The sequence below is a fragment of the Tabrizicola sp. M-4 genome (assembly GCF_051132405.1).
Classification (GTDB): domain Bacteria; phylum Pseudomonadota; class Alphaproteobacteria; order Rhodobacterales; family Rhodobacteraceae; genus Paragemmobacter.
In genome coordinates this window covers 3,166,154-3,190,486 of the sequence record NZ_CP128606.1, presented here as the reverse complement: position 1 = coordinate 3,190,486, position 24,333 = coordinate 3,166,154, and the positions used below count along the sequence as shown (strand labels likewise).

General features: G+C 64.2%; 18 protein-coding genes. 9 read left to right on the top strand and 9 right to left on the bottom strand.

Going from position 1 to position 24,333, the window contains the following annotated elements; all coding sequences use genetic code 11:
* Positions 1–71: 71 nt before the first annotated feature.
* Both TabM4_RS15570 and TabM4_RS15565 read left to right on the top strand, forming a co-directional pair.
* Entirely contained in the window at positions 72–944 is an 873-nt protein-coding gene (locus tag TabM4_RS15570) for a sulfotransferase domain-containing protein (RefSeq protein WP_434614318.1), read from the top strand.
* Positions 945–971: 27 nt separating this feature from the next.
* Positions 972–1,814, top strand: coding sequence for a hypothetical protein (locus TabM4_RS15565; RefSeq protein WP_434614315.1), 843 nt, complete (start codon positions 972–974; stop codon positions 1,812–1,814).
* Here the strand turns inward: TabM4_RS15565 and TabM4_RS15560 are convergent.
* Complete coding sequence (locus TabM4_RS15560) at positions 1,811–2,455, bottom strand: hypothetical protein (RefSeq protein WP_434614312.1); 645 nt, start codon at positions 2,453–2,455, stop codon at positions 1,811–1,813. The genes TabM4_RS15565 and TabM4_RS15560 overlap by 4 nt on opposite strands.
* Before the next feature lie 14 nt (positions 2,456–2,469).
* Positions 2,470–3,639 carry a polysaccharide biosynthesis/export family protein gene (locus tag TabM4_RS15555; protein ID WP_434622111.1) on the bottom strand — a complete coding sequence of 390 codons (1,170 nt, stop codon included), beginning with the start codon at positions 3,637–3,639 and terminating at the stop codon, positions 2,470–2,472.
* Between the two features lie 179 nt (positions 3,640–3,818).
* Between TabM4_RS15555 and TabM4_RS15550 the strand changes: the two genes are divergently transcribed.
* Positions 3,819–4,640, top strand: a complete 822-nt coding sequence (locus TabM4_RS15550) for an SDR family NAD(P)-dependent oxidoreductase (RefSeq protein ID WP_434614310.1) — start codon at positions 3,819–3,821, stop codon at positions 4,638–4,640.
* Here the strand turns inward: TabM4_RS15550 and TabM4_RS15545 are convergent.
* The 3 genes from TabM4_RS15545 to TabM4_RS15535 form a co-directional block, all read right to left on the bottom strand.
* Positions 4,618–5,820, bottom strand: coding sequence for a hypothetical protein (locus TabM4_RS15545; protein WP_434614307.1), 1,203 nt, complete (start codon positions 5,818–5,820; stop codon positions 4,618–4,620). The genes TabM4_RS15550 and TabM4_RS15545 overlap by 23 nt on opposite strands.
* A gap of 320 nt (positions 5,821–6,140) precedes the next feature.
* Positions 6,141–6,827 (bottom strand): ABC transporter ATP-binding protein, encoded by a 687-nt coding sequence (locus tag TabM4_RS15540; protein ID WP_434614304.1) that lies wholly within the window; start codon positions 6,825–6,827, stop codon positions 6,141–6,143.
* Between the two features lie 14 nt (positions 6,828–6,841).
* Positions 6,842–7,654 carry an ABC transporter permease gene (locus TabM4_RS15535; RefSeq protein ID WP_434614301.1) on the bottom strand — a complete coding sequence of 271 codons (813 nt, stop codon included), beginning with the start codon at positions 7,652–7,654 and terminating at the stop codon, positions 6,842–6,844.
* A gap of 170 nt (positions 7,655–7,824) precedes the next feature.
* Between TabM4_RS15535 and TabM4_RS15530 the strand changes: the two genes are divergently transcribed.
* The 5 genes from TabM4_RS15530 (at position 7,825) to TabM4_RS15510 (ending at position 19,608) form a co-directional block, all read left to right on the top strand.
* Complete coding sequence (locus tag TabM4_RS15530; RefSeq protein WP_434614298.1) at positions 7,825–13,245, top strand: beta-ketoacyl synthase N-terminal-like domain-containing protein; 5,421 nt, start codon at positions 7,825–7,827, stop codon at positions 13,243–13,245.
* Positions 13,242–15,191: a type I polyketide synthase gene (locus TabM4_RS15525; protein WP_434614295.1), complete on the top strand. Its 1,950-nt coding sequence runs from the start codon at positions 13,242–13,244 to the stop codon at positions 15,189–15,191. Before TabM4_RS15530 ends, TabM4_RS15525 begins: the two co-directional genes overlap by 4 nt.
* Positions 15,188–15,565, top strand: coding sequence for a hypothetical protein (locus TabM4_RS15520; protein WP_434614292.1), 378 nt, complete (start codon positions 15,188–15,190; stop codon positions 15,563–15,565). Before TabM4_RS15525 ends, TabM4_RS15520 begins: the two co-directional genes overlap by 4 nt.
* A 1,067-nt stretch (positions 15,566–16,632) precedes the next feature.
* Positions 16,633–17,796: a UDP-galactopyranose/dTDP-fucopyranose mutase family protein gene (locus TabM4_RS15515; RefSeq protein ID WP_434614289.1), complete on the top strand. Its 1,164-nt coding sequence runs from the start codon at positions 16,633–16,635 to the stop codon at positions 17,794–17,796.
* Between the two features lie 12 nt (positions 17,797–17,808).
* Entirely contained in the window at positions 17,809–19,608 is a 1,800-nt protein-coding gene (locus TabM4_RS15510; RefSeq protein ID WP_434614286.1) for a glycosyltransferase, read from the top strand.
* A gap of 2 nt (positions 19,609–19,610) precedes the next feature.
* Here the strand turns inward: TabM4_RS15510 and TabM4_RS15505 are convergent, their stop codons facing one another.
* Positions 19,611–20,444: a class I SAM-dependent methyltransferase gene (locus TabM4_RS15505; protein ID WP_434614283.1), complete on the bottom strand. Its 834-nt coding sequence runs from the start codon at positions 20,442–20,444 to the stop codon at positions 19,611–19,613.
* An 89-nt stretch (positions 20,445–20,533) separates the two neighbouring features.
* Between TabM4_RS15505 and TabM4_RS15500 the strand changes: the two genes are divergently transcribed.
* Positions 20,534–21,865, top strand: a complete 1,332-nt coding sequence (locus TabM4_RS15500; RefSeq protein ID WP_434614280.1) for a capsule biosynthesis protein — start codon at positions 20,534–20,536, stop codon at positions 21,863–21,865.
* Here TabM4_RS15500 and TabM4_RS15495 read toward each other — a convergent pair.
* The 3 genes from TabM4_RS15495 to TabM4_RS15485 are packed head-to-tail and all read right to left on the bottom strand — an operon-like array spanning position 21,842 to position 24,284.
* A complete protein-coding gene (locus TabM4_RS15495; RefSeq protein ID WP_434614277.1) occupies positions 21,842–23,191 on the bottom strand; it encodes a sensor histidine kinase in 1,350 nt (449 codons plus the stop codon). The two genes, TabM4_RS15500 and TabM4_RS15495, sit on opposite strands and share 24 nt — an antisense overlap.
* Positions 23,188–23,850, bottom strand: coding sequence for a response regulator transcription factor (locus TabM4_RS15490; protein ID WP_434614274.1), 663 nt, complete (start codon positions 23,848–23,850; stop codon positions 23,188–23,190). Before TabM4_RS15490 ends, TabM4_RS15495 begins: the two co-directional genes overlap by 4 nt.
* The gene (locus TabM4_RS15485) at positions 23,850–24,284 is read right to left on the bottom strand and encodes a PepSY domain-containing protein (RefSeq protein ID WP_434614271.1); all 435 of its coding nucleotides are present in this window, start codon (positions 24,282–24,284) and stop codon (positions 23,850–23,852) included. The genes TabM4_RS15490 and TabM4_RS15485 overlap by 1 nt, the downstream gene beginning before the upstream one ends.
* Positions 24,285–24,333: the final 49 nt, after the last annotated feature.

Here is a 24,333-nt window from a genome sequence, read left to right as displayed (position 1 = left end):
CGGCAACCATATCACGGGCGTCCGATCCATCGGTCGAAAGGCGTCAGGAAATAATATTGGGAGTATGTGGTGTGGAGAGAAAGCATCTGATCTGTGTCGGAGCGGCCAAGGCGGGGACAACGTGGCTGAGTGAGCAATGCCGGCGCCATCCGAGTTTCTTCATGCCGCCAATGAAGGAAATCCACTACTTTCAGAGTGTCTATGGGACCATCGACCGTCTGGCACCGATCCGGCGACTGAGTCAGGTTGCAAAGTTTCTGACAGCCAGCAGCAAGGCAGTACAGGCTGCCGCGGATGAGAAGAAGCGGCAGAGGCTGGTTCGACGGCAATCCAATCTGGCGAGATGGTATGCACTTTATGCTTCGGGTCGGATCGACGAGAAATGGTACCTGAACCTCTTCGACGCTGCGGCAGGCGATCAATTCCTGTGCGACTTCAGCGCTGCAAGCTGCAAGATTTCGGATGCAGGCGTCGAAGCGATGCATCGCCTCTCAAGCCAGACATATGTTCTCTACATTCTGAGGGATCCCTTCGACAGGTTGGTGTCGCACACGAAGTTTCATGCAAAGTTCGTTGGTGACCTGAACTGGATGCGACGCGCCCAGCAAAAAGAGGTCGAGGCATATGTTCGAGATCGCTCGCTGATTGACGATAGCCTGTATGCACATCGCATCCAGCAATTTAGGAAGCGGTTCGGAAGCGATCGGCTGCTTGTCCTTGATTTCGACGAATTGCGCCGCCAGCCTCTCACATTCCTTGACAGGGTCAGCACATTCCTTGGCGTTCCGGGTTTCGGTTCTGTCGATATCGAGCGTCACACGAATCCGGGACCGGAGTTGGTGTTGCCCGAAGGCGCGTTCGATGCCTTCAAGGCCGAAACCGATGCCGAAGTCGAGCGACTGGTGGAGATCGGCATAGATTTCGCCGCGAAGTGGCGGCGCTGATCCGAGCGGGAAACGGGAGTATATGCAATGATCAGCACCCTCGTTTCGATGTGCAACGACCGGATGCTGCCACATCTTCGGCGGTTCGTTGCGATCCGGGATGCCGTCGCGCCGGGCCTTTCCCTAACGCTTGTTCCATTCGACGAGGACATGGCGGGGGTGCGTGGTTTCATCGCGGGGAAGGACGGGATTTCGGTGATGGAACCGGATCCGGATTTCGACAGGATCGGCCAGCGCATCTATGGCGAGGAGGAATATCGTCCGGGGATCAAGAGTTGGCGATATTTCCGGAAGCTCAACGCCTTTGCGGTGGAGGCGGAGCACTTTGTCTTCGCCGATCTGAATGCGATCCTACTGGCCGATCCGCGCGCCTTCCTGAACCCTGATCCAGATGATGATGCGATCATCTTCGGGACGCGGTCGATCCTGACGCGGACCCTGCCCCTTCCGGAAGTGCGGCACACCGTCGATATCCTGCTGCAGGGCGGGGGGCAGGGGTTCAACACGGCGCTTTTCGCCGCGCGGCCGGGATTTCTGTCGAAGGCGGTCGCGACCGAGATCGGCAGGGAACACCTGCGCGGCATCTTCGGAAAGGCACCGGAGCAGGGGTTTCTTTCCTTCTACAGTGCGGTTTGCGGAAAGCGTGCCTGCACGCTTTGGGAACTGCCGGAGGGGTTGTCGGATATCCGCAATCCAAGCAAGGTCGCGGTGAGCGTGAGGGACCGGCATCTTTACGTCGATGAGGGCCCCATGCGCGGGCGGCGGCTGGTCGTCGGCAAGCACGTCGGACAGGACATTGTCGGCCTTCCGCAGGCGATCGCGGATTTCCTGCGCGCCGCCAATCCCGCGGTGGACTGGGATGGGATCTAGGGATTGGGTGTCTTCCTGTAATCCTCGAGTTTCTTGTAGGAACCGGATTGCATGAAGGCGAGGAAGTCGAATTCGTCATGCCGTGGCCGGACACCGAGCAGGCCGGAGAATTCGGTGAGGAACAGGCGCTTGTTCCTTTCGGCCTTCTCGTAGGAGATGAAGATCTTGGGACCTTCCAGCTTGGAGAGCACGTTCAGATTCCGCTGCTGACGCCGGAGCGCGGCCTGGATTGCATCCATCTTGGAGAAGGGGTGCCAGCGGTTCAGGGCCTGACCATTCGCCACGGCATCGCGATAGACGCAGATCGCATGGGGATTGACGAGATGCGGCCAAACCCCCTCGAGGTAGTCGGCGGCGTTGGGATGCTTCCAGCCCCAGACCTTATGACCGGCATTGTGACGCGCCACCACCTCGGCGAGCTGGTCCGGGGTGCGCCCGTGGAAATCCATGCTTTCCTGATTGTTCTCGTCGATGTTGTCGCCCATGAAGATGCCGAGCGCGCGCATGACCCCGCCAACCATCGTCGTCCCGCCGCGCATGACCCCGAGCACGACATAGGTTCTTGGGCCGGTCCGGAGCGGTTCCCCTTCGACGATCAGCGCAGAGTTACGGGTGGGATCGGTCTTGGCAGGGGCTTTCATCGGCTGCTCCATCTTCATTCTGTCAGTATCTGCGCCCGTCGCGCCGCCGAGAGGCCGAGGTTGAAGGCATCAAGGACCTTGTCGAGCTGCACCATCGGGGCGTTGGAGACGTAGAGGGCGTCGCCGTCGGTGAGTTGGAAACGGGCGGCGGTGAACTGGGTGGCGGGGTCCGACAGGTCGAAGCGGTAGACGGTTGGGATGCCGCCTTCGGTTTGCGGGAGGGTGTCGAGATCGGTCCGGCCAGTGGCGGCGAGGCGGTCGCGCGGTTCCAGGCGGAACAGGAAGACGCCGGTCGGATCGGCGCGGGTGTCGGTCGCCCCTCCGGCAGCGGCGAGGGCCTCCAGCACCGAGTAGTCGGGCGTTTCGAATTTGAAGGTACCGGGTCGGCGGACCGATCCGGTGAGGGTGTAGCGCGGCGGTTCATGGGTGAGGACGATCATGTCGTCGCGCTGGAGGGCGATGTCGGAGGCGGGCAGGAGGAGCACGTCGGAGAGGCGGGCGGAGGCGGTGCGGCCGCCGCGGACCAGCGTGACGCGGGTTTCATGGGCGGGGAAGCGGCTGCCCCCGGCGGCGGCGATGGCCTGCGAGACGCGGTCGCCGCCGAGGCGGAGGGGATAGGGGCCGGGTGTGGCGGCATCGCCCGCGACGGTGGCGCGGTTGGTCTCGGAACGGGAGATGCGGACGAGGGCCTGCGGTTCGATTGCCTTGCCGCGCAGGGCTTCGACGATGGCGGCCTCGATAGCGACGGGCGTGTGGCCTGCGACGGGGAGGCTGCCGATATAGGGTAGAGAAATCTGGCCTGCCCGGTCGACGACGAGGCCGGGGAATTCAGTGCCGCCGCTGGCCCCGCCGAAGAGTCCGCCGGTGCCGGCCTCGAGGATGCGGATGTCGAGCGTGTCGCCGATGCCCACGGCATTGCTGGGGGCGGCGGCGGCCCCCTTGCCGAAGCCTTGCAGGCTGCGTCTGGGCGGCGTGCCGAGCTTTTCGGCGATGGCTTGCGAGACGTCCACCAGCGCGTAGTCACCGGCGGAGGCAGGGGCGAGGACGTCGGAGGTGCGCGGGCCTTGCTGTGGCAGGCCGCAGGCGGCGAGAATGACTGCGAGGGGAAGAAGGCCGCCTGAAAGCCCCATGCCGGATGCGCCCTTGGCGGTGGTGAAGCCGGGACGGCGCAGGGCAAAAGGCATCACTCGTTTACATCCGGTTACTGGGCACACACCTCCTGTCCTATGTCATCGCGGGGCCGGGAAGGCAACGGCGAAGGCCCCCATCCGCTTGCGCGCGGGGGGCGGATGTGGACAGAATGTGACAGATAGGAGCGTGCCTGTGGGCACGGGTTCGTGGTTTCTGGTTCCGGGTTGGGTTGATGGGTCGGTGCGTCTTCGTCACGGGTGGATCGAGCGGTATCGGCCTTGCCGCGGCGACCGAACTGGCGGCGAGGGGATGGGCGATTGGCCTTTTCGCACGGGATAGGGAACGGCTTGGCGCGGCGGCCGAGGCGATCCGTCGGAAGGTGCCTGGGACACGCGTCGCGGTCTATGTGCTGGATGTCGCCGATCTGTCCGCGGTCGGGGTGGCCATCGCCGAAGCAGTCGCAGAATTGGGTGCGCCGAGGCGCGTGATCCTTTCGGCGGGGATGCTTGCCATGGGCGAGGCGGATGCGATGGACATAGCGCTGCACCGGCGGGTGATGGAGGTGAACCACTTCGGCAGCCTTGCAGTGATACAGGCTGTCCTCCCGCATATGGTGCGCGGCAGTGATGTCGGGCTGGTCGGATCGGCCGCGGGGGTGGCGGGACTCTATGGGTATTCGGCCTATGTCGCCTCGAAATTCGCGCTTCGGGGATTGGCGGAGGTGTTGCGGGTGGAACTTGCCCCGCGCGGCATCGGGGTGACGATCTGCCTGCCTCCGGATACGGAGACGCCGATGCTGCACGGGGAGAAGGCGTTGCGCCATCCGGTTGCAGCGCGGATGGCGGCGGGCGCGCGGGTAATGTCTGCCGAGGCGGTCGCCGGGGCAATGATCCGGGGCATGGAGCGGGGGCGGTTCGTTGTGCTGCCCAATGCGGAGGTGCGGTTGCTGTACCTGTTCGCCCCGTTCGTTTCGGCATGGATGCGGTGGCGGCAGATCCGCCTGCTGCGCCGGTGCGGGACCAGTCGTCACGTCAGCGGAGATGTTCGCGAATGACGTGGATCGACATGGTCAGGATTGACCAGATCAGGGTCGAGACGATGAGGATGAGGCCCACGGAAAGCAGAACGCGTGGATAGCGGGGTGCTTCGGGCAGGGCGGGGTGGACGAAGGTGGCGACATATCTTTGCTGACGATCCGCCTCGACACGGGCGGATTCCAGCGAGCCGAGGGCGGAGAGGTATGTTCTTTGGAGGAAGTCGAGATCGACCGCCAGTTCCTCATAGCGGCTGACGGCGCTGTTCAGGCTATCGGAGCCATCGGCGGCGGCCTGAAGGTCGTTGCCGGTGGCGGCGGGTTCGGTGCCGCGACCGAGGCGTGATCGTTCGGCGGCGATCTGGCGTTCGATCGAGGCGATGCGGCTTTGCAGGACGCGGACGCTGGGGGCATCCGCGGAGAGGAATTCGCGCAGGCTGGACATCTGTGCGCGCGTGTCGGCAAGTTCGGTTTCCAGACCGGCGAGGACACCCTCCTGGGCGGCGACGGCGCGATTCGGGTCGATCTTCTGTTCGCTGTCGCGGAAGCGGGCGATCAGGTTGCGCTGTTCCTTGAGCGCCTCTTCGGCACGCGCCAATTCGGCCTGTGCGAGGCGGACGGTGTCGAGCCGGGCCTGTTCGGAGACCCGGTTGACCATGCTGCTTGCGGAAGCGAGGACGACTTCAGCCACGCGACGGGCGTCTTCGGGGGTGAAGGCCTGCACTTCGACCGAGAGGATGTTGGTGGAGCTTTCGAAATGCGGGGTGATGACTCGGGGAAGGTAATCGACCTGGTCTTCCTTGGTGGCGGTGGGGGAGAGCCGCGTCAGGGCATCCCCTTTGCCGTTCGAGTAGATCGCGTTCAGGTCGAGCAGGGAGGAGATTTCGTCGAGGAACTGGCGACTTTCCAGATATTCGACCACCATGTAGCTGTCCGATTGGGTTGCCCCGCTGGACGCGCCGCCCGTCACCATGCCGATCAGATCGTTCGACGGGACGCCCGAGGGTGAGCGGATGGCGAATTTCACATCGACGGCATAACGGTCCGCGGCGAAGGCGGCAAAATAGACGATAGCCGCGAGGGTGGGCAGCACCAACATCAGGAAGAAGTTCACTTTCGTGATGCGGTTGAAGAGCCGGAGTTGGCCGGGGGGCGGAATGTCGATGGGCCCAGCGGCGAAATCCGTCGCGGGGTCGGGCACGCCGTTTGGGGCCGGGGAGGGCTGTGCCGCCGGGGGCGCGGCAGGTTGCGGGGCCGGGGGTTCGGCCTGCTGCGGGGGGGATTTGCGGGCAGCCTGCGCTGCGGCGCGTGCCTCTGCGCGGGCCCTTGCCCGCCCGGGTGACGGGGCGGCGGCGTGGTTGGGGGGTGCGTTGCGGCTTGTGCGCGGTCCCTTGGCAATGGGAGAACTGGTCGATGCATCCGCGCCTTGGACGGCCCCCCCGGCATCGCGCTGCTTGCGCGGCGGCCTCACCTGCCTGACGCCTTGCGCAGGGGTCCGGTCGCGGTCTTCAGGTTCGTCAGTCATTCGTCGTTCCAATCCTCAGCCCGGCGACGGCGTTGCGGTCGGGGCGTGATGCCGTTGATGCGGTGGTAGTGGTCGATCGCCTCGGGCAGGCTGTCGAAGAAGACCGCCCGCCCCCGATCGAGCAGCAGCGCGCAGTCGCAGTATTCCGCAAGTGCATTCATCGAATGCGAGGCCATGATGAGGCGGGACCGCTTGAGCAGGTGGTCGAAGGCGCTGCGGGATTTGGCGCGGAAATTTGCATCTCCGACGCTGAGCAGTTCATCGACAAGATAGGTGTCGAATTGCAGCGCCATGCTGAGCCCGAAGGCGAGGCGCGCGGCCATGCCGGAAGAATAGGTGCGGACGGGCTGATTGAGGAAGGGGCCGAGTTCGGCGAAGTCGGCGACGCGGCGGATCACCTCGTTCTCGTCGGTGCCGTAGAGGCGGGCCACGAAGCGGACGTTTTCAAGGCCGGTCAGATAGCCGTGGAAACTGCCACGGAAGCCGATGGGCCATGACACGCTGACGTCGCGCCGGATGCGGCCTTCGTCGGGGTCCACGAGGCCCGAGATCATGCGCAGAAGCGTGGACTTGCCCGCTCCGTTCCGGCCGAGGATGCCGATGTTGCGGTGCGGCAGGGTGAGGGTGACACGGTCGAGCACGCGCCGCCTTGCGCCGCCGCCCAGGCTGTAGGTCTTTGTCACGTTCTGCAGATGTATCACCGCAGGCCCCGACGCGTTACCAGCACCTGCGCGAGGCCGACGGCTATGGTGAGAAGCGCACAGAAGTAGAGATAGGGGAGATCGACATATTCGCCGTAGTCGGGATACCAGCCGCGCCGCACCCCTTCGATCCCGTGGGCGACGGGGTTCCAGAGCAGGATTGCCCGATAGTCCGGGGGCAGCGACGACAGCGAGAACAGAAGCGCGGAAAAGAAGAAGAGGGGGGCGGTGACAAGGCTCCAGACCTGCATCGTCATTTCATAGCGGCGCTGGAGGGCGGCGAGGTTCAGCCCGATGCCGAGGGCAAGCAGGCCCAGCCCGGCGATGGAAAGAAGCATCCATTCGGGATGGTGCGGCCCGCTTGCCCGGAAGAAGGCGAGGAGGAATGCGATCACGAGGCAGGTGATGATGGCATAGGTCGCGGTGTCGAGCAGCAGCCGGGCAAGGGCGGTGTCCACCTCGTGCACGGTGGGGTAGTTGAGGAGGGGGGCGTTCGCCTCGAGCGACAGGCCGATATAGCTGCTGGCATGGCGGAAATATTGGAACTGCACGACGCCGAGGGCGTAGAAGATGCCGAGTTGATAGGACACCGAGCGGTGGCCGAGTATCCCCGAGAAGAGAAGCGTGATGACGGCGACGATCACGAAAGGTTCGAGGACCGCCCAGGCATAGCCGATGCGGGACCTGCCGTGCCGCACCCGCGCCTCGCGCAGGATCAGGGCAAAGAGGGTGCGGCCCATGACCACGAGACCATGACGGAGCCGCAGGGCCTCTGGCGCGGCGGAGCCGGAATTCAGGTGAAGGGACATGGGTGGGTTGGCACTTTGCACTCGTTACGACACCGGGGGGGGTCATGCGCCGCAGAAAAGGCGGACTTGGGCATTGACCCATCTTACTGTGCAACCGATAACAGGACGGGTGCGGTTCTCGCAACGGGTAATGCGCCGCGCGCCTGTGCAGTGGTAACGAGTAGTACGGTTTGGGACGTTCGATCTTCATTACAGGGAGAGCCTGTCGGCTTCCCGGTGCGCCTTCGGTGGCATCCTTTGCGGGTCTGCTGAGGGATGGTCGCGATGCGGTCACCGAAATCCCTGACGACAGGTGGGTGAAGGAGTATTTCCTGCATCCTACGCCCGGAACGAAGGGCAAGACCTATACATTTGCGGCGGGCGTCCTTGAGGACCTGTGGGGCTTCGACCCCGCCGTGTTCGGCATATCGCCGCGCGAGGCCGGACAGATGGACCCGCAGCAGCGCCTGATGCTGCAGGTGGCATGGGAGGCGTTGGAGGACGCCGGATTGCCGCCCGATGGTTTGCGGGGACAGAGGGTCGGTGTCTATGTCGGCTGTTCGGCGATGGCCAATGCAGCGCGGCTTTCGCAGGATGCTGCCGTCACCGATGCCTATCTGATGACGGGAAATACTCTGGCCCTGGTGTCGAACCGGATATCGCATGTTCTGGACCTGCGCGGGCCTTCGATGACGGTGGATACGGCCTGCTCCTCCTCGCTGGTCGCGCTGCGGCTTGCGCAGGATGCGCTGGAGGCGGGCGTGGTGGATGTGGCCGTGGTGGGGGGGGTGAACGCCCTGCTGGACCCTTTCCATTACGTGGGGTTCTCCTCTGCCCGCATGCTGTCGCCCAAGGGTCGGTGCCAACCCTTTTCCGCCGCAGCCGATGGCTATGTCCGCGCGGAAGGGGCGGTCGCCTTTGTCCTCGAACGGCGGGAGGAAAGGCAGCTTGCACCGCGACGGGCCTATGCGAAGCTGCGGGCGGTCGAGACGAATACCGATGGCTGGACGGTCAATGTGGCACTGCCTTCGGTCGAAGGTCAGGCGTCGCTGCTGCGGCGGGTCTATGCCCGGGCCGGCGTGCATCCGGATGAACTCCTGTTCGTCGAGGCGCATGGGACCGGGACGCTGGCCGGCGATCCGGTCGAGGCACAGGCGATTGGGACGGTGCTGGGGCAGGTGCGGACGCGCCCTCTGCCCATCGGGTCGGTCAAGTCGAATATCGGGCATCTTGAGCCTGCCTCGGGTGCTGCTGGCCTGCTGAAGGCGCTGGTGGCGTTGGAAGAGGGGGTCTTTCCCGGCACGCTCCATCTGGACGAGGTGAACCCGGCCATACCGTTCGGCGATTTGAACCTGTCCGTGTCCGGGGAGCCGGTCGCCCTGCCGACGGAAGGGGAGGTGCGCTTTGCCGGGGTGAGTTCCTTCGGCTTTGGCGGTGCGAATGCCCATGCCATCCTCGAACGCGTTCCGGTGCCGGAGGCCGAGCCGGAAAGAATGGCCGCGGCACGGGCTGGATCGGTGATGCTGCTGTCTGCCTTTGCGAAGCGGTCCCTGCACGGGGCGCTGAGGGCGTGGTCGCCGCTTGTGGCGGGGGCGCGGGACGCGGCGGAGGTTGTGGAGTTGTCGCGGCAGGCCGCGGCCTTCCGGGGGCTGCATCCGAAGCGGGTTGCGGTGATCTGCGGCACCCCCGACGAAACGGCGGCGGCGTTGCAGCGCGCTGCGGCCGGGCTGTCCGACCCGCGCGTCGAACGTGCCGAAAGCCTGCTGCGCGATGCGCCCGTGGCCTTCGTCTTTTCGGGGAACGGATCGCAATTCGCGGGGATGGGGCTGGCCTTCCTGAAGGCGGATGCCGCCTATGCGAGGGCTTTGCGACGGATCGACCGCGTCTTCGCGGGGCTTTCGGGTTGGTCGATCATCGACCGGATGAGGTCACCCGGACTTGAGAGGGACCTACGTGACGCGGCGGTTGCGCAGCCGTTGCTTTTTGCCGACCAGATCGCGCTGGTCGAGGCGTTGAAGGCGCGGGGGCTGCGGCCGGATGCAGTCATGGGCCATTCCGGGGGCGAGGTCGCGGCGGCCTGCGCGGCGGGCATACTGACGCTTGAGCAAGGCCTTGAGGTCATGCTGCATCGTAGCCTTCAGGCGGCCACCACGCGCGGCGAGGGGACGATGGGTGCGGTGCAGGCCGCCGAGGGGGATGTGCGGGCGGTTATCGCGGAGATGGGGGTGGATATCTCTATCGCGGCAGTGAACAGCCCGCGCAGTGTGACGATTGTCGGGGATACGGCGGAGGTGGATGCCTTCCTGCGGCATCTGCGACGCGTGTTGCGATGGCCCGCGGTGCGACTTGCCATAGACTATCCCTATCACGGACGGGCGATGGAACGGCTGCGCGCCCCTCTGATGCGGTCCCTTGCCGGGCTTTGCCCCGCTCAGGGAGAGGTACCCTTCGTTTCGTCTGTCAAGGGGCGGGTGATGGCGGGAGTTGACCTCGATGCCGACTATTGGTGCGGGAACTTCTGCCTGCCGGTCGATTTCATCGGGGCAATGCGGTGTTTGGGAGAGATAGGCTTCCGCGCCTTTCTGGAGATCGGTTCGCAACCCGTCCTGCAAGGCTATATGGCGGCCTGTCTGTCCGAGGCGGAGGTGCAGGTCCTCCCCAGCGGTGAGGTTGCGGCGGGGAAGGACGGGATGAACCCGGTGGATCGCCTCGTCGCCCGTGCGATGGCGCGCGGCTTTCGGCTGCGTCCCTCCAAGGGGATGACTCGACCGCGCGGAATGCGCCGGGACCTGCCGAAATATTTCTGGGCAAACGAGCCCTTCCGCATCGACCGCACGCCCGGCATCCTGAACCGTCTGGGCGATGCGCGGGTCGTCAATCCCCTGTTGGGGCGCGAGGAGGGGCTTGAGGCGGGTGTCTGGCGATCCGAACTGGATGCCCTGATCGCGCCGAAACTGGAGGATCACCGGATCGGCGGGAAGTCCATCGTTCCAGCCACTGCGATCTGGGAGATCCTTCTGGCAGCGGTGCAGGCCCGGACGGGCGAGGGTCTTCTGTCACTGCTGGATCTGGACATTCTTTCGCCCATCGTCCTGAGCCGGAAGACGATCACCGAGGTGCAGACCCGTCTTGATCCGGTTCAGGAGACGGCCACTCTGCGCATCCGGACGCGGGGTCAGGACGGTCCAATGCGCCTTATCGCCAAGGCCCGGTTGACGACGGCGCCCGCAGGCGAAGGGGAGATGGACGCGCCGGATCATGCCGTTGCGCCCGGTGATCGGGACGGCGTGGAGATCTATGCCTCGGCCCGGCGGAGGGGGATCGACTACGGGCCCCATTTCGCCCGTCTGCGCCGGTTCCGGTTGCGAGGGGCGGACGAGGCCGAGGTGTTTCTTGACGAGGCGGGCAGCGTTCTGAAGGCGGACACCCCTTTCGTCCTTGATGTGATCGGTGCGGATGCCGCGCTGCACGGATTGGTCGGGCTTCTGGAACACACACGCCTGGAACGCACGGGGTTCGGCTTTCTGCCTCAGCGGCTGGACCGGATCGACGTGATGCGGGCAGGGGGCAAGGTCGCCTCGGCCAGGCTGAGGCTGCGCAGGATGGGCGAGCGGTCGCTGCTGGCGGATGTGGTCATGTTCGACCGCGCGGGTGCGCCGCTGGTGCGGTTGGCAGGACTGCGCCTGCAGGCCGTGCGGTTGGTGCGGGATGTGGTGCCGGCGCTACACGGCTTCCGGCAGGTTGCGGTGCCGGTGGAACCGGCGGCGGCGCTGGGCTGCGATCCGGCACAGGCGGCGCTGGAGGCGGCACGTGCGGAGCGATGCGCGCCACAGGACGACAGCGTCTTCCTGATCGAGGCTGCGGCCCATGCCGTGGTGGCGGAGGCCTTGGCGGATCTGGCGGGGTCGGCGGGAAGTTTGCGGGATATCGAGACCTTGCCGCCCTATCCTGCCGCCCTTGCGGGGATGGCCCTGCGCACCGGGGATGCCGAGGTGATCGACGGAAGGCTGCATCTGCGCCTGATCGAGCCGGACCGAACAGAACGGTTGATCGGGCTGGTGGCAGAGGCGCTGCCAGATCGGGCGCAGGACTGGATTGCGCTGATGCATCTGCGCCGGGTTCTGCCCGGCCTGCTACGGCAGAGTCTGGCCGGAGAGGATCTACCCGGAGCGGAGGCTGTTCTGGGACGGGACGCGCTGGCCGGACTGTCCGCCGAAGGCATTCTGCGCCGCAGGATCGGGGCTGCCCTGCAGGAGGCGGCCTTGCGCGCTGTCGAGGCAAGGGGAGTGGCGGCCGCACTGCGGATCGCGGAAGTGTCGGACGGTCGGATTGCGGTTCTGTCGGATCTCCTGCCCGCACTGGCGGCGGAGCGGGCGCAGTTCACCGCGATCATCGTCGCGGGGTCGGATGAGGCCGCGGGTGCAGGGCTGCCGGAGGATCGTGTGGTCACGGTCGGGGGGGATGCGGCGTCGATTACGGCGGCGGGCCCCTTTGACCTGATCCTTTCGGTCGGAGGCCTTGCGGCCCCAGGCGAGCCGGGGGCGGTTGTGCAGGCACTCTGGGCTGCGCTGGCACCCGGTGGTGTGATGATGGCGGCCGAATTGCCGCCGTCCGACTTTGCGGACGTGGTGCATGGGCTTGATCCCGGCTGGCACGGGTTAGACGGGAAGACCGGTCAAGGATCAGCCGCCCCGCGGCTTTCGCGAGCAGATTTGCAGGGGCTGGCCGAGCATGTGGGTGTTGCAGATGCAGAGGTCCTGACGCTGCCTGACGGATGTGCGGGGGCCAGCCTCCTTTGCCTGCGGAAGCCGGACGGTGAGACAGCGGCTGATGTGGAAGCGGAGACCGTCGATCAGCCGTTGTGCGACCTGCTTCGGGTTGGGCTTTGCGGGGAAGACGACCTTGTTGCCGCTCTTCCGGCGGTTGGTGCGAAACCGCCGCGTATCGTGGCGGTTCTGCCGCGCCGGATGGGTGATCCTGTCGCCCTCATGGCAGGGCGCATCCTTGCCTTGCGTGACATGCTGGAGGCGGCACCCGAGGGGGCGCGGGTGGTCTGCGTCTTGCCGGGTGGATCGGGCATGGGGCCGGGCGGCGATGCCTTGCAGGCGGGTCTCTGGACCTTCCTGCGGTCTGCGGCGAACGAGTATCCGCTGCTGCGGTTGCTGCGGCACGATCCTGCGCTGGAGCTTGCACCCGAAGAGGCTGCCTTGCGGATCGCGGTCTGCGAGGCAGGCGGCTGGGAGGAGAGCGAGATCCTGCATGACCGGGCGGGCACGCGTGTCTTGCGCGTGATGCAGGGTGTGATGGAGGCGGCGGCGACCGGTCTGCGGTCTGAGGGCCTGCGCAGCGTGATGCGCAGTTCTGCGGGCGGGGGCTTGGACGATCTGAACTGGGCCACCTCCTCCCGCAGGGAACCTGGGGCGGGAGAAGTGGAAATCGCGGTGGAGGCGGTTGGCCTGAACTATCGCGATGTGATGTGGACCATGGGTCTGTTGCCGGAAGAAGCGCTGGAAAAGGGATTTGCCGGCCCGACAATCGGGATCGAATGTGCGGGCAGGGTGCTTCGGTGCGGGCCTGATTGTGGTGATTTATGCCCGGAGACAGGGTCATGACCTTCGGTCCGGGATGCATGACCTCGCATCTGACCATCAGCGCGGATCTTGTGGCGCCTCTGCCCGAAGGCATGTCGGCGGAGGGGGCGGCGACGGTTCCCGTTGCCTTCTTCACGGCGTGGTACGCGCTTGACCGTCTGGCGCGGCTGGGCGCCGGGGAATGGGTTCTGATCCATGGCGGCGCGGGGGGTGTTGGGCTGGCGGCGATCCAGATTGCCCGCAAGCGTGGGGCGCGGATCATAGCCACGGCGGGAAGCGCGGCGAAACGGTCCATGCTGCGGACGATTGGGGTCGACCATGTGCTGGACAGCCGCACGCTTGCCTTTGCAGAGACGGTCCGCGGACTGACCGGTGGGCGCGGCGTAGATGTGGTCGTGAATTCGCTTGCCGGAGAGGCGATGGAGCGGAGCATCGGCTGCCTCGCGCCTTTTGGACGCTTCGTCGAACTGGGCAAGCAGGATTTCTATGCGAACACGGGTTTGGGTCTGCGCCCACTGCGCGAAAATGTCAGTTACTTTGCGGTGGATGTTGACCAGCTTCTGGCCGACCGACCGGTCGAGGCGAGGGAGATATTCTACGGCATCATGAAGGAGTTTGCCGCCGGTGCGCTGAGCGCCTTGCCGCATCGGGTTTTCGAGGGGCAGGATGCGACGGCGGCCTTCCGGTTGATGCAGAAGTCGGGACATGTCGGGAAGATCGTGCTGCGGCCCCTGCCGCCGGAGCGGGTGGGGCCGCGGCTTGCGGAGGTTGGCGAATTCGTCCCGCGCCCGAACGGATTCCATCTGATCGTGGGCGGTCTTGGCGGGCTTGGTCTGGAGGTTGCCGACTTTCTGGTGGAGGCAGGGGCGCGCCGTATCGCCTTGATGGGGCGGCGGGCGGAGCCGGATGCCGCCGCTGCCGAGGCCATTCGCCGCTGGCGGCTGAAGGGCTGTGAGGTGCGGCTTGTGGCCTGTGACGTTGCCGATGCCGAGGCGGTTGCGGCGGCGCTGGCCGGTTTGCGCCCTCTGGCGGGCGTCATCCACTCTGCCATGGTGCTGGAGGACATGCCGCTTGCCCAGATCGGCGCGGAGGTGCTGGACCGGGTCCTTCCGGCCAAGATCGCCGGCGCGGCGAATTTGGACAAGCTTACACGGCAGGATGATCTGGATTACTTCGTGCTGTTCACCTCGATGGCGACCTTGATCGGGAACCATGGGCAATCCGCCTATGTGGCGGCGAACGGCTTTCTGGAAGGTATCGCCCGCAGCCGCCGCGAGAGTGGATTGCCCGGTCTTGCCGTGGGATGGGGCGGGATCGGCGATGTGGGCTATCTCGCGCGGGATCATGCGCGCGCGGCCATGGTGCGCAGGATGTCCGGCGACGTGGAGTTCACCGGCCTTCAGGCCGCGCGGGTGCTGGACAGGTTGCTGGCCTCGGGTGATGCCGTGGCGCCTGTCGTGCATGTGTCGCCGATGGGATGGCAGGCGGTCGCGGCAACCCTGCCGACATTGTCGGAGCCGGCCTTCGCCCTGTTCCGCAGGCTGGGCCGCAGGAGTGACGCCGGAAGCGGAGGCGAGGACCTGCGCGAGGCGCTGATCGGCCTGCCGGAGGAACGGGCGGTGGCACGGATGGTTGCATGGCTGACCAGCCGGATCGCACATATCCTGCAAGTGTCGGAGAAGGCGGTCCTGCCGGGGAAACCGGTATCGGAACTTGGCATCGACTCGCTGATGGGCGTGGAACTTGGCCTGACGCTGCAGGATGCGCTGGGGGCGGATATTCCGACCACGGCGGTTTCGGACAGCTTTACCATCGAGGAAATCAGCCTGCGGATCGTTCGGCACCTGCACGGAGGCGTGGCGGGAGAGGCTTCGGATGCGCTGCGCGCCGTCATGCATCATGTCGAGGTTGCGGAGTCGGGAAAGCGCCGGCCGGCTATTCCTCCGTCCTCGGAGGCTGCGGAATGACGGCGACTGGGGATGAGCGGGCGCGGATCGCGATGGCTGCGCGGGAGGCGGTGATGCAGCGGCTGCCCGGGAGTGGGGCCGTGCCGCAGAGGGCGATGCGGGAGGGTGCGGAGCAGAGGGCCGCCGGGTTTGACGAGTTGCCCTCGTATGTAGACTCCGAGCGTCTGAAATTGCTCGCCCGGATGGCCGGTGTTTCCACGCCTTTCTTTCGTCTGCATGAGGGGTTGGCAGGGGCGCAAAGCCGGATCGACGGTCGAGACGTCCTGAATTTCGCATCCTATGATTATTGCGGCCTGAACGCCGATACCTCTCTAATCTTTTCTTCCCCTACAGCCACTCCTTTAATTTTACACTCCAACCTTCTCCTTCATTAAACTTTCCCCCCTACCCTAAACATTTATTTTCCACCTATTCTTCTCCCAACCTCCTCCTTCTTCTCTCACACCAACCTAACTCTTTCAAACCCCTCCATACACTCCCCAACTTTCAATTACTTATCTTCTCATATCACAAAACTATCCAAATCACCCCTCACTCCATTTTCATCCTCATACTTTATCTTCTCTTCTTTCTAAACTCCACCCCTAACACTTTCTCATTCTTCAATAATCCTCTATCTTTTTCTTACTCCATCCCTATCACTATCCTTCCTTCATCAACACCATTCATTTTCCCATCCTCCCCATTCCTTAAATCACTCCATCCCGTCCTTAACTTTTCTATTCATCATTACTCATCTTCTCCATTCCAATTTCTTAATTTCTCTTTTTCTTTTCTAACTATCCCACTTTCACCATCCCATCTCTTATTCCCAATTCATTTTCCTATACTCTTTCAATCCACTCCCCTTTCAACATATTCATCCTCTCCAAACTCTTATATCTTTCACCATCCATTTCAAATACACAACCCTATCCTATTCACTTCCTCAATCTTTCTTCTTTTCTTCCTAATACTCACATCCTTCCCTCCTCCATTTCTAATTCCCTCAATCATCCCCATCTCTCAAAACAATCTTCATTCTCTTCTATTTTTTATTCCCCTTTTTCTTCTTTCCAACTTGCATATCTATATTAATCTCCCTCATCAATCTTCTCCTAAAATCCTCAAATCATTCTCTCTTTATCCCATACCCTCCTATCATAACCTTCTTAACCCTCTTCTTTGCCTTAATTCAAAACCATCTCTCCCTCATCCATCCCCCACAACCCAAAAAAAAAAAAAAACCCCCCATAAAACCAAATAATAACCCAAATTATATATATATATATTAATAATATAATATATAATATATATCCCCCACTCTTTTTTTTACCCACCACACACACACAACATGGGAGGCCGAGATACGCAGCGCCGTGGAATTGACGGCCGCCTGCCTTGACCGGTTGCGTGGTGAGGGATTCGGCATGGCCCTGCCGCCGGGATTGGTGGGGTTGTGATGCGCGTGCTGGTGGTGGGCGCAGGCTTCAGCGGTGCGGTGATCGCGCGCGAACTGGCGGAGGCGGGCCATCAGGTTGTCGTGATCGACGAGAGGACGGTGCTGGGGGGCAACTGTGCCACGGCGCGTGACGGTGTCAGCGGGATCATGGTGCATCTGCACGGGCCGCATGTCTTTCACACGGATGACGAAAGGGTCTGGGCCCATATCGGCCGCTTTGCGGAAATGGTGCCCTATCGTCACCGGGTCAGGGCGATGGTCGGCGGGCAGGTCTATTCGATGCCGATCAACCTGCATACCATCAATCAGTTCTTCGGACGCGCCCTTTCGCCCGGACAGGCGCGGATGTTCATCGAGATGCAGAGCATCCAAGTGGCGAATGGTGCCCCGCGGACGCTTGAGGAATTCGGGCTTAGCGCGATGGGGGCGCAACTGTATCGCGCCTTCGTTGCCGACTACACGCGCAAGCAGTGGGGGGTGGACCCGTCGCTCCTGCCTGCGGATGTGCTGAAGCGGTTGCCCCTCAGGTTCAACTATGACGACAGCTACTTCTTTCACCGGCATCAGGCGATTCCGCGTGATGGATATTCGGCGGCAGTGGAGGCGATGCTGCGCCACCCGGCGATTCGGGTGATCCTCGGACTTTCATTCGAAGCATCTTCCGAGGCGGGGTTGGGCCAGTTCGATCATGTTGTCTATTCCGGCCCCATCGACCGCTACCACGGCCTTGCCCATGGCGCTTTGTCCTATCGGACGCTGGATTTCGAGACCTTCCATCATGAAGGTGATTATCAGGGCGTCGCGGTGATGAACTATTGCGACGCGGAGGTGCCGCATACGCGGATCACCGAGCATCGGCATTTCACGCCCTGGGAGCAGGCCGCGCGTGGCCTTTCCGTGTGCTTCCGCGAATACAGCCGCACCTGCGGTGCGTCGGATGTTCCCTACTACCCCCTGAGACTGGCCGAGGATCGGCGGCGGCTTGCCCTTTACGTGGAGCGGTCGAGGCAATTGGCTGGCGTGACCTTTGTCGGCAGGCTGGGCACTTACAGCTACATGGACATGGATGTTGCGATCGGTCGGGCACTGGAGACGGCAGATGCCCTGAAACGTGCTTTCGCCGAGGGTGTGCCCGCGCCCGTCTTTGTGCATGAGCCACAATAGCCCTTCCCGGACATGACCGAAGCGCATGATCTACAGGTTCTGCTATGGCCAATTTCCGGGGTTCCGGCGGATCTCTATGCGGGCCGGGGCAGCGGCGGCGAGGTTACGGAAGCGGGTCATCTGCTGCTGCGGACCGGCCAGCGTTTCGAAGCGAATTCCTATTTCAATGCCTTCTTTCCCGCGTATTGGAGCGAATATGCCGGATTGCGCCGGATCGGCCTGCGGTGCCGCGCGCGCGGGCAGATCTGGCTCCAGGTGACAGGGCGCAGGCGCGACGGAAGCAGCGCGTTGATCGGCGATTGGCTGCATCTGGGCGATGCCGGGGAAAGCCTGCATTGGCTTGTGGCGGAGGGAACGGCAGAAGGTTGGACGCGCCTTTCGGTCGGCCTTCGGGCAGAGCAGGATGCGGTTGTGGAGGAGGTGGCCTTCGTCGGGGAGCATCCGCCGCGCCGGGATCTTCGGATCGTGATCGGGATCGTGACACATGACAGGGAAGAGTTGCTTGCCGGAACGCTTGCCGCCCTTTCCAAAGCGGCCCGGCAGGTAACCGAACTACGGCGCGTGATCGTCGTGAACCACGGGGCGGCCTTTCGCCGAACCGACCTGCGCGACCTTGCGCGGGAGCCCTTGCTGCGGGTGATCCGGCAGCCGAACCTAGGAGGCTGCGGGGGCTTTGCCCGGGCGATGGTCGAGGCGACCGACGATACCGAGCATCCGACGCATTTAATTTTGATGGATGACGATGTCGTTGTCGACATGCGCATGCTGCAACGAGCCATACTTTTCGCGCGCCAGACGATAGATCCAGTGGTGGTCGGTGCGCAGGCCCTTGAACTGGAGCGACCAAGGCGCCTGCAGGAGGCATGGGGGGAAATGGGGCCGGGATGGCGGCCCATGATGCGCGGGACGGGGCAAGACATGGGCGACCCGGCGCGGTTGACCCTTTGGGAGGATGTGGCGCGCCCGGACTACAACGGTTGGTGGTTCTGCATGATGCCGGTCGACGCGATCCGGGATGTTGGGCTGCCGATGCCCGTATTCATCCGTGGGGATGATATCGAGTATGGGATAAGGCTTGGCCGACGGGGATGGCCGATCGTCCCACTGCCGGGTCTGGCGGTGTGGCATGCCTCGGTTCATTTCAAGCATGTTGGGCTTGTCCAGTATTACGAGCAGCGCAATCTTTTGATCGCGGCGGCCTGTCATCCAGAGGTCGCTCCGCTTCCGCCGGTCATCGCGGTGCTTGGGCACGCGGTGCATCATCTGTTGGTGCATCGCTATCGGGCGGCAGCGGCAAGCCTTCTCGCTTTAGAGGATTTCCTGTCCGGGTCGGAGATTGCCCTTGGCCCGCCCAGCGATGAAAGGCATCGCGCCCTCTCACAGCGGCTGGCGCATGTTCCCTTCCCGGAACGCATCCTGCGACCGGAAGTGGGGGGCATGCACCGGCCGCGAGGATTCCTTGCGACATCGCCGGAGCAACTGTCGGTCGGTGGGGCCGTGCTGCTCATCCTGCGCATTCTGCTGTTGCCCAGTCAGGATGGGTTCGGCCAGCTGCAGTTTGGTGCGCCCGATCCGCTCGCTATAGGGGGGCGCCCCTATCTGCTGGCCACGGATGCGGATGCGGAGGTCTGCCTTGCGATGCGTGCACGGCGGTGGCTTTTCCTTCGGTTGCTGGTGCGGGCGATCAGGCTGTCCCTGCGCTATGGTCTGCATCGGCACCATGCGGCGCGTGGGTGGCTGCGAAAGTTTCCGGATCTGTGCGGTCGCGAAAGGTGGATGCAGGAATTCCGGGCCCGGAAGGGGAAGCCGTGATGTCAGGGTTTGCGCAGCACGCAGGCGAAGTCTGCCCGCCTACCGGTCGCGTATTCGTCATATTCGGCGCTGCCCGGCATGTCGGCCCATTTGCGGCCATAGAGGCGGAAGGGCCATGGCACGCGGGCGAGTTCGGCCTCGCGGCGGGGAATGTCGGCCCTGAGTGCGGCGAAAGTGTGGGGCGTGATGTCCCGATAGCGGTGAAAAACCAGTCCGCTCCCAGATGCTGCGTCGCGCAGTTCGGCCTCGATCACGGCATGGTCGCCCTGCCGATAACCGCCGGAGAAAGCGATGATCCCTCCGGGGCGGCAGACGCGCGCGGCTTCGCCAACAAAGCGGGTCAGGCCGAAATAGGTGGGTGCGCCCACGCTGATGACGAAGTCGGCGCAGGCCGCCTCGAAGCGGATGTCGTCGTCGCTGCCCTTGACGAGGCGGCTACCGGGGATGTGTGCCACGGCGCGCGCGGCCTTGCGGGTGGCGGTGCCGTTGCGATCTGTGCCGTAAAGTCGGACGCCGGGGTGGATGGCATGCGCGTAGAGCAGACCGCCCCCCTGGCCGCAGCCGACGTCGAGAATGACCTGCGGATTCGGGGCGAGATCGGCCACCATGCCGCGCAAGAGCAGGTGGTACATCATGGCCGATGCCTCTTCGCCCTTCAGCGCGGGAAGTTGCTGCATGTCGGGGGCCAGCGGGAGGTAGCCGCCGTTGAAGAACATCTTTCGGCTGACGGGCGAGAAGCGGTAGAGCACCTCATAGGCCGCCAGATCGAACAGATGCAGGGCAAGGCGGAGCGGCGCGGGCACGGTGGAGTGCCGGATGCGGACAAGATCAGGCAAGGGGTGGGACCTTCGGGCACTGGAACAACACAGGCCCATGTGCAGACCACAGCTTTTGCACTGATGCAATGGAAGGAAGCGGGTCCGCCATGCGCGTGATGTTCCTCCAGGGGCACCCTTCAGCCTTTTCGCGCGAGTTGGGTCAGGAACTGACGCGGCGGGGGCATCGCGTTTGCCGGATCAACCTGTGTTTTGGGGATTGGCTGTTCTGGCATGGCCGGGGCACGACCAACTATCGCGGCAGCTTCGACGATTGGGAGGCATGGATCGAGGCGCGCATGCAGGCGGATAGGACGACGCATCTGGTATATTTCGCGGACAGGCATCCCTATCACATCGCGGCACAGAGGGCGGCGCGGCGGCTGGGGGTGGTGTGCCTGTCCTATGAGTTCGGCTATCTGCGGCCGGACTGGATACTGGTCGAGGAAGGGGGCCAATCGGCCTTTTCTCATTTCCCCGACGATCTGGGCGATCTGCGCCGCATAGCCTTGGGCCTACCCCAGCCGGACATGCGACGCAGGCATGGCCACCCCTTCTGGAAGGAGGCGGTGCAGGAGATGGCCTATCATCTGGGCAATGTGCTGCTGGCGCCGCTGTATCCGGGTTTCCAGTCGGATCGCGTAGACCATCCGGTGGTGGAGTACCTGTCCTATCTTCCGCGCCATGTCGCGGCGCGTATGGCGCGGCGCGATGCGGGGCGGCTCATGGAGAGGCTTTCGCGGGGGAAGGAGCGGTTCCACCTTGTGGCCCTGCAGATGGCGGGGGATTACCAGATCAGGGCGAATTCGCCCTTTGCCGATCCTTTGGCCTTTCTGCGGACGGTGTTTAGATCCTATGCCGGGATGGGGCCGGATGAGGGGCTTCTGGTGGTGAAGCTGCATCCGATGGACAACGGCCGCCTGCCGTGGCGAAAGTTGACCCGCGACCTTGCCAAGGAATTCGGAATAGCGCCGCGTGTCCTGTTCCTGGACGGTGGCAATCTGGATGTGCTGTTGGCAAGGGCGGATGGCTGTGTCGTGGTGAACAGCACGGTCGGGTTGCATGCCTTGCAGGCAGGCTGTCCGGTAAAGGCCCTTGGGGTTGCGGTCTATGACATCGCGGGTTTGACGCATGGCAAGGGGCTGGACAGCTTCTGGACCGATCCGCAGCGACCCGATCCCGAAGGTGTTGCCGCACTTGTCCGGGTCATGGCGACCGCGCTGCATGTGCGGGGGGATTTCTTTTCGCGGGACGGGCGGCGCGAGGCTGTCGCAGGGGTGGTCGCGCATATGGAGCGTGGGATCGCCCGGCAGATGGGAGCGGTGTGCCGCTTTCCGCCACGACTGTGGAAGCTGCGGCAGATGGGGCTGTGTGCGGCCCCGTGGGACCCTGCTCTGCAACAGGCGGAGGGGCGAGGATCAGGTCAGGACCGCGGCGGGTAGGTCGAGGACGACCTCAAGCCCCGGTGTCCGGTTGCGAATCTCGAGGCTGCCTTGGGCGCGGCTGGCGATCTCGTCCGCGATGGAAAGGCCGAAGCCGTTGCCGTCGCCGGAGGTGTCGAGCCTTTGGCCGCGACGGCGCAGGCGGGCGATCTGATCCTCGGGAAGGCCGGGGCCATCGTCGATGATGGTGATCAGGACGCGGTCCGCGGTTCGGCAGGCGTCGAGGCGGATGGTCCGGGTGGCGTGCGCGGCAGCGTTCTCGATCAGGGCACCCAGCGCCTCGGTCAGATCCGCGCTGTCGATGCGGGCAAATACGGCGGTGCCTTCGGGGATATGCCATGACAGACGCGCCCCGTCGGGCGTCCGCTGGATGACACGGACCACGCCTTGCAGCACGCGGATCACGTCGGCCTGCCTGCCCGTCTGTTCGCCGATCAATGTCGCGCGGGCGAGTTCGCGGTCGACTTGCTGGCGGATGGAGGCCACGATGGTTTCGATGCCCGCTGCCTCGGCCTCGCGTCCGGTGTCGCGCAAGCGGGAGGCATCGGCAAGGAGGGCTTGAAGCGGTGTCTTCAATCCATGGGCAAGATCGGCCGCGCGGCGGCGCGAGCGTTCGATCTCGCCCGCGCGGGCGTCGAGAAGCTGATCGATCTGGGCGGCGAGGGGAGCGATCTCTTCGGGGACGGTGGGGCCGATCCTCTCCATCCTGCCGGCGGTCAGGAATTTCAGCGTTTCAGCAAGTGTGGACAGGGGGGCGAGGCCCACGCGAATCTGCAGCCAGCCTGCGAAGAGGACAAGGATGCCGAAAGCGGCGATCCAGGGCAGCATCTCGGCCTCGAATGTGGTGCGGGCGGTGTCCAGCCTGCTGCGGTCGAGTGCGGTGGTGATGCGCAGGAGGCGTTCGCCCTGTGGCGTCTGGCGGATCACGCTGCGATCCAGCGCGAGAAGGGCCGTATCCTGCGGGCCGGGGATGGTGATCAGGGCGGATTCGCCAGGGGGGAGTGCCTCGGGCAGGACCAGTGTGAAATCCCAGAGCGATCTTGAGTTCCATGACTTGTCGCCGGCGGTCACCGCCCAGTAGCGGCCGGAATAGGGGCGGTCATAGGCCGGATCGGGAGGCGGCTGGGTGAGGGCGAGGGTTCCCGTTGCGTCGGCACGGATGGTGGCGGCCAGATAATCGGAAAGGTCAAGCAGATCGGCGGCTATGGCGCGTTCGGCATGTCGGTTGAAGAGAATCGACAGGCCCACCTGCGCGGCGGCAAGCGAGATGGCCATAACGATGAGCCCCGAAAGCGCAAGTCGCAGGCGGAGCGAGTCGCGTATCACGCGGCTTCCCCGAGCTGATAGCCGAAACCGCGCCGCGTCTGGATCGCTGTGGCACCCAGTTTGCGGCGCAGACGGGCGACGATGGCCTCGAGCGCGTTCGCCTCGCGGCCGTCCTCGGTTCCGTAGAGGTGATCGAGCATCTCGCTGGGAGAAACGATCCGGTCGCGGTTGAGGAGGAGATAGGCGAGCAGGCGAAATTCGAGGGGAGTGACCGAGATAGGCATCCCGTCGCGCGCCACCGTCATCCGGTTGAGGTCGATGGTCAGCCCGCCCACACGCTGCACGGGTTGCGATTGGCCTGCGGCGCGGCGGATCAGGGCGCGGGCACGGGCTGTGAGTTCCTCGACCATGAAAGGTTTGGGAAGGTAGTCGTCGGCCCCCGCCTCGATCCCATCGACCCGTTCGGACCATGTCCCCCGGGCCGAAAGGATCAGGATCGGAAAGCCGCGGCCTTCGGAACGCCAGCGTTTCAGAAGGGTCAGCCCATCCAGCCTTGGCAGGCCGAGATCGAGGATGACGAGGTCGTAATCCTCGGTTCCGCCCTTGAACCATGCGGTTTCGCCATCGGCCACCTCATCAGCGAGGAACCCCGCCGCTGTCAGGGCCTGGTAGACCATTGCAGAGATCTTGGGATCATCCTCAACAACAAGGGCACGCATCAATCGACCTCGTACTTCACCACGCGGGCTGTCGCTGCGTCGACATCGACTTCAAGGACGCGTCCCTTGTCGGTGATGATCTGCAACTCGTAGATCACCCGTCCCCCGCGACGTTTCAGGTCGGCATCGATAAGGCGTCCCGCGAAACGCGAATCCATCCGCCGGAGGATGGTTTCAAGCGGGAGGATCGCACCCGACGACACACCGTCGCGGGCGCGGTTGCTATCATCGTTGCGGTCATCGTCGTCGTCATCGTCATCGTCGTGGTCATCGTGACGGTCGTCGTGATCGTCATCGTCATGATCACTGCCGCCCGATCCGCTGTTGCTGCCGCTGCCACTGTTGCTGCCGCCGCTGTCGCCATCCTTGGCCTGCGCGGGCGCGGCCGCGTGCAGGAGCGTGATCAGGAGAAGCAGGAGAACGGGGCGGGTCATGGACGCAACCTAGCGGGGGGAAGCTGACATTTCGCTGACAGCAACGGTC